At 59.8% G+C, this 10,423-nt stretch carries 3 protein-coding genes and 10 pseudogenes; 9 read left to right on the top strand and 4 right to left on the bottom strand.

The window, feature by feature from the left end; translation table 11 throughout:
• Nucleotides 1-128: 128 nt before the first annotated feature.
• Nucleotides 129-443: pseudogene (locus VSR82_RS38765) on the top strand (IS66 family transposase); the annotation flags it as partial.
• A gap of 33 nt (nt 444-476) precedes the next feature.
• On the opposite strand, the pseudogene VSR82_RS38770 reads toward VSR82_RS38765, so the two are convergent.
• The 3 pseudogenes from VSR82_RS38770 to istB (VSR82_RS38780) all read right to left on the bottom strand — a co-directional run.
• Nucleotides 477-660 (bottom strand): annotated as a pseudogene (locus VSR82_RS38770) (DDE-type integrase/transposase/recombinase); the annotation flags it as partial.
• Between the two features lie 150 nt (nt 661-810).
• A pseudogene (locus VSR82_RS38775) lies at nt 811-1,393 on the bottom strand (IS5 family transposase); the annotation flags it as partial.
• Between the two features lie 102 nt (nt 1,394-1,495).
• Nucleotides 1,496-2,277: pseudogene (gene istB, locus VSR82_RS38780) on the bottom strand (IS21-like element helper ATPase IstB).
• Here istB (VSR82_RS38780) and VSR82_RS38785 point away from each other — a divergent pair.
• The 5 genes and pseudogenes from VSR82_RS38785 to VSR82_RS38805 all read left to right on the top strand — a co-directional run bounded on the left by VSR82_RS38785 (nt 2,276) and on the right by VSR82_RS38805 (nt 5,457).
• Entirely contained in the window at nt 2,276-2,647 is a 372-nt protein-coding gene (locus tag VSR82_RS38785; RefSeq protein WP_410853260.1) for a hypothetical protein, read from the top strand. The pseudogene istB (VSR82_RS38780) and the gene VSR82_RS38785 sit on opposite strands and share 2 nt — an antisense overlap.
• A 207-nt stretch (nt 2,648-2,854) precedes the next feature.
• Nucleotides 2,855-3,283 carry a hypothetical protein gene (locus VSR82_RS38790; RefSeq protein ID WP_498858800.1) on the top strand — a complete coding sequence of 143 codons (429 nt, stop codon included), beginning with the start codon at nt 2,855-2,857 and terminating at the stop codon, nt 3,281-3,283.
• A gap of 94 nt (nt 3,284-3,377) precedes the next feature.
• Nucleotides 3,378-3,752 (top strand): annotated as a pseudogene (locus VSR82_RS38795) (IS6 family transposase); the annotation flags it as partial.
• A 207-nt stretch (nt 3,753-3,959) separates the two neighbouring features.
• Nucleotides 3,960-4,220: pseudogene (locus VSR82_RS38800) on the top strand (transposase); the annotation flags it as partial.
• Nucleotides 4,221-4,246: 26 nt separating this feature from the next.
• A pseudogene (locus VSR82_RS38805) lies at nt 4,247-5,457 on the top strand (IS3 family transposase).
• Between the two features lie 729 nt (nt 5,458-6,186).
• On the opposite strand, the pseudogene VSR82_RS38810 reads toward VSR82_RS38805, so the two are convergent.
• Nucleotides 6,187-7,008, bottom strand: a pseudogene (locus tag VSR82_RS38810) (IS5 family transposase).
• Nucleotides 7,009-7,073: 65 nt separating this feature from the next.
• Between VSR82_RS38810 and VSR82_RS38815 the strand changes: the two are divergent.
• The 3 genes and pseudogenes from VSR82_RS38815 (at nt 7,074) to istB (VSR82_RS38825) (ending at nt 10,140) form a co-directional block, all read left to right on the top strand.
• Nucleotides 7,074-7,649, top strand: coding sequence for an FkbM family methyltransferase (locus VSR82_RS38815; RefSeq protein ID WP_498858801.1), 576 nt, complete (start codon nt 7,074-7,076; stop codon nt 7,647-7,649).
• Between the two features lie 175 nt (nt 7,650-7,824).
• Nucleotides 7,825-9,368 (top strand): annotated as a pseudogene (gene istA, locus VSR82_RS38820) (IS21 family transposase).
• Between the two features lie 15 nt (nt 9,369-9,383).
• A pseudogene (gene istB, locus VSR82_RS38825) lies at nt 9,384-10,140 on the top strand (IS21-like element helper ATPase IstB).
• Nucleotides 10,141-10,423 lie beyond the last annotated feature (283 nt).

A 10,423-nucleotide genomic window follows, 5' to 3' on the forward strand; every position in this document is an offset into this window, starting at 1 on the left:
GAAAACGCGGTTGCCAAATCAGGCAAAAAAACGCATTCTTGAGTCCCTTCGAAATCGCGTTTCGGGGCCATTCCAGGTGGCCTCATTACGCCGATCATCCCCGGCTCGATTACGCCGATCCGTGACAGCTGGATTACAGCCTTAAACGCTGGGAAGCGCTGACGCGCTATCTCGACGACGGACATGTGCCCATAGACAACAACTGGGTCGAAAACCAAATACGTCCGTGGGCTATCGGGAGGGCCAACTGGCTGTTCGCCGGCTCACTCCGAGCGGGCCGACGCGCTGCCGCCATCATGAGCCTGTTGCGCTCAGCACAACTCAATGGGCACGAACCGCACGCCTATCTGAAGGACGTCCTCACGCGATTGCCGACCCACAGGGCCAGCGACGTCGCAACATTGCTGCCTCATCGCTGGCAGCCGACAGTTGCGGTCGCTTAGCTCAATTCGTCAAGACGGGTTTGCTGGCCGCTTACTGTCTTTGAGCAGTAGCTCATCGGCCTTCAATTCGGGCACCGCGCGATGAGACACGGCGTAACCGTCCAGCGTGATCGTTGCCGCTCCTGATTGCCTTCCCGAAGAAGGCCGTGGCTGCAGGCACATCGCGCTTGGCGCTGAGTCGGAAATCGACCGTCTTTCACGCCCGGTCAACGGCGCGGCGTTGTCACGGTAAGGCTGCGCTGATCAAGCCGCGGAATTCGAGTTTGGCCAATACTTCAATGGTCATTTCGCCGTGAAAGCAAATCTCATTCGCTCCGGTGAGCCCCTGCAGGCTCGAAAAGCGGGCGATTTCCCCGCTTTTCGCCCATTACGGGCGCACCTGTGCCATCAGCCGCCTGCGCGACAAATAGACGTTGGCCAGCGCCAGTGCAACGAAGGCGCGGTTGGCATTCTTTGCCAGCCCGCGATAGCGCACCTTCGTAAAGCCCCTCAGGCGCTTCACGACAACAAACACGTGCTCAACCCGGGCACGGATCTTCGACTTGTTGCGATTCTTGCTACGCGCTACCTCATCGACCTGACCCACGCCGGGTTCGCTGGTTGGTGAAGTCGCGTGCCCGGGACGCCTTGCTGTGGATCAACGCTTTCTGGCTCGCATAGGCGCTATCGCCGTAGACGCGTTGCTCCTGACCATGCAGCAACCTTGGCAGCGGATGTTTGTCGTGGACGTTGGCGGCCGTGACCACCGCGCTATGCGCCAGGCCGCTTTGGCTATCGAGCCCGATGTGCAGCATCATGCCGAAATGCCACTGCTTGCCTTTGCCCGTCTGATGCATTTCGGGGTCCCGCGCCTTCTGTTCATTCTTCGTCGAACCCGGCGCCGAGATCAGCGTTGCGTCCACGATAGTGCCGCTATTGAGCTTCATCCCGCTGGACTGCAGTACCTGACCTGCGTAATTCGCGGAAGCTGGACACGCGTTTCGCGTGAAGGTGGACGGTTGTTTCGCGCGAAGCTGGACAGTCGGAGCGCAGCGACGCGGGGTTTTCGATTTTTACTCTGACTGTGGATTGGCGGTCAAACTCTTTTTGCGTTTGCGCATCGATTCGCCACTGAGATTGATGCGGTAAGTGTTGTGCACGAGCCGATCAAGAATCGCGTCGGCAAGCGTCGGATCGCCAAGTGCGGCGTGCCAGCTCTCAACCGGAATCTGGCTTGTCACGAGCGTTGAACGATGCCCGTGACGGTCATCAAGTATCTCGGGCAGGTCGCGCCCGGCACCGTCGCTCATCGGTGCCATTGCGAAGTCGTCCATCAGCAGCACGTCTGTCTTTGCCCACTGGGCCAGCAGCCGCGCATATCGGCCGCTGCGGTGAGCGATGGCGAGGTCCTCATTGAGCCGTGGCATCTTCAGATACAGCGCCGAGAAGCCCTGACGACATGCCTGGTTGGCCAGCGCACAGGCCAGCCAGGTCTTGCCAAGGCCGGTGGCACCGATGATTACGGTGCTGTTGCGTTCGCGAATCCAGTTGCCGCTCAGCAGTTGCCCGATGAGGCTGCGGTCGAGTCCGCGAGCCGAGCGGTAGTCGATGTCCTCGGGCACGGCATCAGGGAACTTCAGTTTCGCGCGGCGCAGCCGCGCCGTCGTCTGTCGTGATTCGCGTACGCTGGATTCACGCTCAACGAGCAGGCCGAGTCGTTCCTCGAAGCTCATCGCTTCGATGTCGGCGAGTCCCTGCTGCTCGCTGAGCGCGGGGGCCATGCCACTCAGGCGCAACTCGTGAGCTTCTCGATGGTCGGATGTCTGAGACACGCGAACGGAATAGTCTGCCCCATGCTGCAATTGAATTTGCCCGGGCGCCGTCGAATATCCGAAATCGAATCACGGGTCGCCTCTCATCGTGCCATCCGTGAAAGCAGGGAGCGGGAAGCACGCCAGTCGGCCGAGGCCCGCCGTCGTAAGGAACGCACACGGTACCTCACATTACTTCTCGAACAGGAAGACACGGCGTGGTCAAGCATCGATGCACACCTGCGACGCACAACGGGTAGCGCCTACGATCAGGCATTCCAGAAGTTGCAGGATTTCGCTGAAGCGTATGAAAACGCCAGGCGCGATGTCGTATTCCGGCGTCGTCCGGCGCAATTGATGTCGAGTCATGGCAAGCGGGGAGCCTGGCTTGCCCGGCTGCAAAAAGCGGGGTAGTTGTGGCAACCCAAGTCTTAGCCTCCCTGGCCGACCTGCTGAAACACTTCCGCAAATCTGGGATGAACTCTGAGCCCGGATGGCACGCCCGGCATATATGCCAACTTTCGGCGATTTGATCAGGTCATAATAACTTGGGCGCCTATGATAGGAAATTGTGCTTACCTTGTTCGCCCCCCGAAATCCGGGCAAGGTGCGCTGGGCAGCATGGCGGTGGCGACGTTGAATACGCCATGCTCAACGACAACCATTTATTGGGCACTCGGGCAGGCCGAGAAGATTGTCCGCAATGGTCATGTCGTGCCCGGTCCTGAGGTATTTGTGGCCTTGCGGGGTTTGCCAGACGAACACATCAACAGTCTCGCCACCTCCGACAACATAGAAGTTCCACTTACCCGTCTCAATCCCGTTAATAGCGTCTTTCTCCCTCATGTTCCACCGACTCCCGTCGGCATTCTTTCCGCCGATATGCGAAATGGCCTCGTGCCTACGCTGCCTCTTCGTCTTGCTGATGCAGAGAACCTGAATACGCTGCGCCATAAAACCCCCCCAGCCTTTATGATGGAGTTTGATATTGTGCGATCCATCATAGTAAGGACTTGCAGGGTTACACGTGGTTTATTTGCCATGCATTAGCGCTGCATCAAACAAAGCTGGTTTTTAAGGGTGTGGTGCAAATAGCGCTCAAGGATCGGTTAGAGTGTCGCCCTGACCGATTTGAGGAGCCGCGATGAACAAGCTGAAAAGTCTGGACGGGCTATTCGCCGGCCGTCATTTTGACCGTGAGTTGATCATTCTTTGTGTGCGCTGGTTTCTGCGCTACAAACTCAGCCGGCGCGATCTCGTCGAGATGATGGCTGTGCGAGGGTTGTCGCTGGCTCACACGACGATTCTGCGTTGGGTGCGCCGCTATACGCCCGAGCTCGTCAAGCGCTGGAACCAGCTTGCCACGTCTGCGGGACGGTCGTGGAGGGTTGAAGAGACGTATCTGAAGATCCGGGGCAAATGGGTTTATCTATATCGGGCGGTGGATTGGGACGGCCAGACGGTAGACTTCATGCTCAGGGCTATTCCGGGCCAATTGTCAGCGACTAATCGTTTTGCGATGGAGGCGGACGCTGCGTATCCGGATCACCAGTTCCCTCGCTCGATCGACACGCTTTCACGCGGCGTTGCAGGGGTGCGCAGTTGAGCGCCAGAAACAAGGTAGGAGCCGTCGCGGAGATCATGTTGTAGACGAAGCGTTCTCCCTGGAGCGGCCCCCTGAATCGCCGGACACAGTCTCCCACTTAAAATAGCGGGTAGGCATACGAGATACACGGGCAAAGAGCCAGCGCAGGCTGCATTCGACGAGGGTATTGACCTTCAGGTGATCAAACTCGAAGAAACGAAAAAGGGTTTCGTTCTGCTCCCCCGGCGGTGGGTGGTCGAGCGCAGCTTTGGCTGGCTCAACCGTTTCCGGCGTCTCGCACGTGACTATGAACGGCTCCCCGAAACTCTCGCCGGGCTTCATTTTGTCGTCTTCGCAATGCTCATGCTTGTCCACGCCGTGCCAGTACTTCAAAGTTCCTAACAAGCTCTAACAACGAGCAAGAAGTGATGGAAGTGTTGACGGGGCCGGAGCGCCGGCGGCGGTCGTCAGCTGAAGAGAAGCTGACGATGGTGCGGGAGAGTTTCGAGCCGGGCAAGTCGGTCTCGATGGTTGCACGCCAGCACGGCGTCAATCCGAATCAGCTGTTTCACTGGCGCAAGCTGTATCAGGACGGCAGCCTGTCGGCTGTCAGTGCCGGCGAGGAAGTCGTGCCGGCGTCGGAACTGAGCGATGCACTCAAGCAAATCAGGGAGCTTCAGCGACTGCTCGGAAAAAGACAATGGAGAATGAGATTCTTCGTGAGGCAGTGGAGGTGGCGAAGTCGCGAAAATGGATTGCGCGCTCACCCTCATTGCCAGGGGACGACCAGTGAAGCGGGTCTGTGACGTTCCCGGTGTAGCGCGCTCGAATGTGGCGGACAAGCTGGCGCGGCCGGCTGACTGGCGGGACGGGCGTACGGCTCGAAAGACTGACGACGCCGGTCTGGTGGAAGAGATTCGACTGGCCGTTGCTGATTTGCCCAGCTATGGCTACCGTCGTGTGTGGGGCCTGTTGCGTCGGCGGCGAGAGAACCATAGCGCGGTGCCCGTCAATGCCAAGCGGGTGTACCGGGTGATGCGCGTTCACGGTCTGCTGCTGGAGCGCCGGACGGCACCGCCACGCCCTCAGCGCCGACACGATGGCAAGGTAGCGGTGGGGAAGAGCAATCAGCGGTGGTGTTCTGACGGCTTCGAGATTCGTTGCGACAACGGCGAACCGCTGCGTGTCACGTTCCGCTCTGGATTGCTGCGACCGCGAAGCGATGAGCTGGGTGGCGACGACCGGTGGCCACAGTGGCGACGTGGTGCGCGACGTCATGCTGGCCGCCGTTGAGAACCGGTTCGGTGACGTCCTGAAGGCGCCGTCGGAAATTGAATGGCTGACCGACAATGGCTCGGGTTACACGGCAGAGAAAACAAGGACCTTTGCTTCAGACATTGGCCTGGAGCCATTGACCACACCCGTGTGCAGCCCGCAAAGTAACGGCATGGCGGAAAGCTTCGTGAAGACGATGAAGCGCGACTATATTGCCTTCATGCCAAGACCAGATGCCGCGACCGCAGCGCGCAATCTCGCCGTCGCGTTCGAGCATTACAACGAGCAGCACCCTCATAGCGCGCTGAAGTACCGCTCGCCACGCGAGTTCAGGCGCACAACCGATTCATCAACTCAAGTGTGAGGCGGTGTCGGAGGTGCAGGGGCAAATCCACTCCCGTCGCTCTTGCCACTTGGCGTTTGCTCTTTGAATGCGACGCTCGTGCGGCTGATGTGGTAGGGCATACTGGTAATTTTAGAGGGTTCTTGATTGGCCAAGACGTGTGGAAACCCATTGCTAGGACAGGCTTGAGAATGTTGCGGTCTTCGGGCTTTGAAAGAATCTGATCCCAGTCAAATGCTACTAAGGCATCTGCTTGTATCCTGTGCTTGCAGCGGGCGATTATTCTCGCTCTGCTCACTGCGAAGCTTTTTTGCGGGTCGTCAGAATTCCTGAAGGACCTCACGTTTTTTTTCCGGATTTCCGATCAAATGCGAGAAGAGAATCAGCTTCGACCTGGGCATTATCGACATATCATGCCTCTGCCGGTGACCACCTGATCCGGACCGTCGGGCTTTTACGATGGGCGGTTCCGCAAGTGCGGCCACTTTCACAAGGTCAAAACACGAGATTGCTCCCTTGCATTCTATTCCGTGACCGCCAGACAGTTGTTCCGGAAGCCAGAGAGACCTTGTCGACTACTTGGAGGCCCCCATGGAGGAACGGCCGGGCATCGGTCCAGTTTGCGACTTGATGCCGCGATGGCCTTCTCGATCATAACGTTCAAGTACTTCAATGCGGCCGACCGTTTCGAACTGCTCTACGTGTCGCGCCTGCGCCGGCAGATCCCCGCTGGTTGCAGTGCGACGATTTCTAGAGCGTGTTAGGAACTTTGAAGACTGGCACGGCGCTAACAAGCATGAGCATTGCGAAGACGACAAAATGAAGCCCGGCGAGAGTTTCGGGGAGTCGTTCATAGTCACGTGCGAGACGCCGGAAACGGTTGAGCCAGCCAAAGCTGCGCTCGACCACCCACCGCCGGGGGAGCAGAACGAAACCCTTTTTCGTTTCTTCGAGTTTGATCACCTGAAGGTCAATACCCTCGTCGAATGCAGCCTGCGCTGGCTCTTTGCCCGTGTATCCCTGATCGGCAAATGCCACCTTGACCGTTCGTCCTGTTACCTGCTGGACCCGCCGCGCAAGCTCAGCTACCTGTGCGTGCTCCTGTTCATTGGCTGGGGTTACGTGCACCGCCAGCAACTGTCCCAACGTGTCTACTGCCATATGTACCTTGCTACCGCGCTTGCGCTTATAACCGTCATAACCCGCACGCGGGCCGCTCTCGCAGGTCGACTGTATCGTGCGGCCATCGAGGATGACCGCGCTGGGCTGTCCCCGACGGCCCTGTGCCACGCGTATCACCGAGCGCAGGTCGCTCACCATGCTCTCAAAGCAGCCCGCCTGCAACCACCGTTGAGTCTGCTGATACACCAGCTCCCACGGCGGGAAATCATTGGGCAGCATCCTCCACGGCGTGCCGGCACGAGCCATCCAGCGCAATGCATCAAACATGTCGCGCAGTTCGTATTTGCGCTAGGGCGCGTCGACGTCCATCAGCGTCAGATACGGCGCCGCGAAACTCCATTCCTCATCCGACACATCAGTCGGATACCCTTTGCGGTCTGTTCTTTTCATCCCGCCAGGATAACAGGTCTCAATCGAAGTTCCTAACACGCTCTAGGGAACTCCTGGAGAACACGATGGATCGTATCAGCGGACATACCTTTTACCGGCGGTTTTTGCATCGAGACAGCACTGTTATCGATCTGGGCGCGAACAGCGGTACGTTTTCCCGGCTGATGTCGGAGAAATACGAATGCGTCTGTTACGCGGTCGAGCCGAATCCCGACTGTTTTGCGCGGCTCGGTGGCATGGCGCGCGTGAAGCCCTTCAACCTCGCGATTGCCGATCGTGCAGGGACGACGAGCTTCTTCGTGGCGGCGAATTCGGAGGCATCGTCGTTCATTCGTACCAGCGAGAACAGTCGCGAGGTCCAGGTGGCCGCTGTGCGGATCGACGTGTTCACGCAGCAGCAGGGAATCGCGCAAATCGATTTGCTGAAGGTCGACATCGAAGGCGCCGAAGTGCCGCTGCTTGATTCACTGTCGGACGCGTTCCTGCGTAACATTGGCCAGGTCGCGATCGAATTCCATGATTTTTGCGGCCTTGTGGAGAAGAGGGATGTCGCCCGGCTTGAGCAGCGGCTTGAATCGCAGGGATTCCGGTCGATCAATTTCTCGAAGGAATTGCGTATTCCACGCCAAACCGAACGCTGATTCCACGCCAAACCGAACGCTGATTCCACAGCAAAGCGAGCGCCGATTCCACGGCAAACCGAGCAGGGATTCCACGACTGCCCGAGCGCGAATTCCACGCGTAACCGAGCCGTAAGGTGGAGGGACGGCGACGCGGATAACCATGGCACGCTTGACGATTTTCTCGGGCGGCCGAATGTCGAATAAATGGTTATCCATGCGTCAGATCAGGGGAAGTGCTGCGCCTACGTTTCGTATGTGAACGTAGCCAGCGCGAGATCGCGACGACGATCGGCGCTTCGAGCGCGACGGTCTGGGACTACCTGGACCGTGCCCGGCGTGCGCAACTGGACTTCGGGAAGGCCATGTCGATGGACGACGCGGCACTCGAGGCGCTGCTGTTTCCGCCGCCGCCGTCGTTGAGCCGGACACGCCCTCTGCCCAACTGGGCGCTCGTGCATCGCGAGCTTGGCCGGCGAGGCGTAACGCTGGACCTGCTCTGGAACGAGTACAAGGCCCAGGAGCCCGAGGGTTACGGCTACGGTTGGTTCTGCAAGCACTACGAGCGCTGGGCGGCGGCCCTGCCGGTCACGCTCCGCCAGTCACACACTCCGGGCGAGAAGCTGTTCATCGACCACTCGGGCAACAGGCCGGGCATCGTTGATCCGCACACACCGGCGAGATCCGCGAGGCGGAACTGTTCGTCGCGACGCTCGGCGCATCGAACTACACATATGCCGAGGTCACCTGGACCCAGCAGCTTGAGGACTGGATCGGCTCGCATGTGCGCGCGTTGAAATTCATCGGCGGTTGTGTCGAGATCCTGGTGCCCGACAACCTGAAGTCCGGCGTACATAAGGCCGACTTCTACGATCCGGTTCTGAACCGGACCTACGGCGAGATGGCTGCCCATTACTCGATGGCGATCATCCCGGCACGCAAACGTCGGCCCCGCGACAAGGCGAAGGTCGAGCAGTCGGTGCTCCTGGCACAGCGCTGGATTCTGGCCCGGCTGCGCAACCAGCGGCTGTTCAGCCTCGACGAAGCCAATCGGGCAATCGCAGCGCTGCTCGTCGAACTGAACAACAGGCCGTTCAAGAAGCTGCCCGGCTGCCGCCGCAGCGCCTTCGAGGAACTTGATCGCCCGGCACTTCGCCCTTGCCAGAAAGGCCTTACCAGTACGCGCAGTGGAAGGTTGCCCGCGTCGGCATCGATTACCACGTCGAACTCGACGAACACTATTACTCGGTCTCGTACTGCCATGCCCGGGAGCAGGTCGACGTGCGCCATACGAAGACAACTGTCGAGATCTTCCTGCGCGGTCAGCGTATTGCCGCGCATGCGAAGAGCGAGCGGCGTGGCCATCACACCACGATCGCTGCGCACATGCCTCCGAATCATCGGGCTGCCACCACGGAGTGGAATCCGCAACGGCTGATCGACTGGGCCACCGACATCGGTCCGCACACCGCTGCGGTCATCGAACACCTGCTCGGCGGTCGCCAGCATCCGCAGCAGGCTTACCGCGCCTGCCTAGGCGTGCTGCGCATGGGCAAGGACTACGGCCGTACGCGGCTGGAAGCCGCCTGCCAGCGTGCCATTGATCTGAAAGCGCCGAGCTACCGGTTCATCGCCTCAACGTTGAAGAATGGTCTGGAGAGCAAGGCCGATGCTCCCGTCGGCCAGACCGAACTGCCGCTCGTGCACGCCAACGTGCGCGGGCCGTCCTACTACCACTGAAAGGAGATCATCGACATGCTGCATCACCCCACCGTTGAGCGGCTGCACGAGCTGCGCCTGTTCGGCATGGCCGCGGCGCTGGCCGACCAGCAATCCCAGAACAGCATCGATCAGCTCGGCTTCGAGGAGCGCCTCGGGCTGCTCGTCGAACGCGAAGCAAGCGAACGCCAGTCACGCCTTCTCACGGCGCGGCTGCGCCGCGCGAAGCTGCGCTTCCCTGACGCGGTACCGGAAGACATCAACTACCGCGAGCCCCGCGGACTTGACCGCGCTCTACTCGCCCGGCTACTTACCGGTGAATGGATACGGGCGCGCCAGAACGTAATTCTGGTCGCGCCAACCGGGCTTGGCAAAAGCTGGCGCATGTGCGCTGGTCAACCAGGCGTGCCGTCACGGCTTCTCGGCCTGCTATCTGCGCATGCCGAAGTTCAACGAGGAGATGGCCATCGCGCACGGTAGCGGCGGTTACGCGAAGCTGCTCGCGCAATGGGCGAAAACCGACATCCTCGTCATGGACGACCTCGCCATGGCGCCGCTGTCGGATTCGGCGCGGCGTGATCTGCTCGAGGTGCTCGACGACCGGCACGGCCGGCGTTCGACAATCGTAACCAGCCAGATTCCAGTCGACAGCTGGCATGCCGCCATCGGCGATCCAACGCTTGCAGACGCGATCCTCGACCGGCTGGTTCACAACGCGCATCGGCTCACACTATCGGGCGAGTCGATGCGCAAGCGCCGAAATGGTTTGACCATCGAAGACGAGAAGGAGTAAAAGAACTCACCCCGCGTCGCCACGTCCGCAGCGCTCGCTTTGCTGTGGAATCCCCGCTCGGCTTCGCGTGGAATGTCTGCTCGCTTTGCCGCGGTACGGCTGCTCGATTTGCGTGGAATACGCAAAGGAATCGCACGGGCACGAAGATCATCTGTTTGAAGCGCCCCGGGTTTTCCGGAGACCGTTTTGCTTGCGTCATGCCACAGTGACAGACTCAGCGAGATTTGCATAGTAAGCGGCTTCTGCCTCGGCAGGTGGAATGTTGCCGATGGGGCCGAAGAGC

The organism is Burkholderia sp. JPY481, assembly GCF_038900515.1.
Lineage (GTDB): Bacteria > Pseudomonadota > Gammaproteobacteria > Burkholderiales > Burkholderiaceae > Paraburkholderia > Paraburkholderia youngii.

Coding starts and splice junctions, on each gene's coding strand:
- VSR82_RS38785 (WP_410853260.1), top strand. CDS start 2,276: ATGCTGCAATTGAATTTGCCCGGGCGCCGTCGAATATCCGAAATCGAA.
- VSR82_RS38790 (WP_498858800.1), top strand. CDS start 2,855: ATGGCGGTGGCGACGTTGAATACGCCATGCTCAACGACAACCATTTAT.
- VSR82_RS38815 (WP_498858801.1), top strand. CDS start 7,074: ATGGATCGTATCAGCGGACATACCTTTTACCGGCGGTTTTTGCATCGA.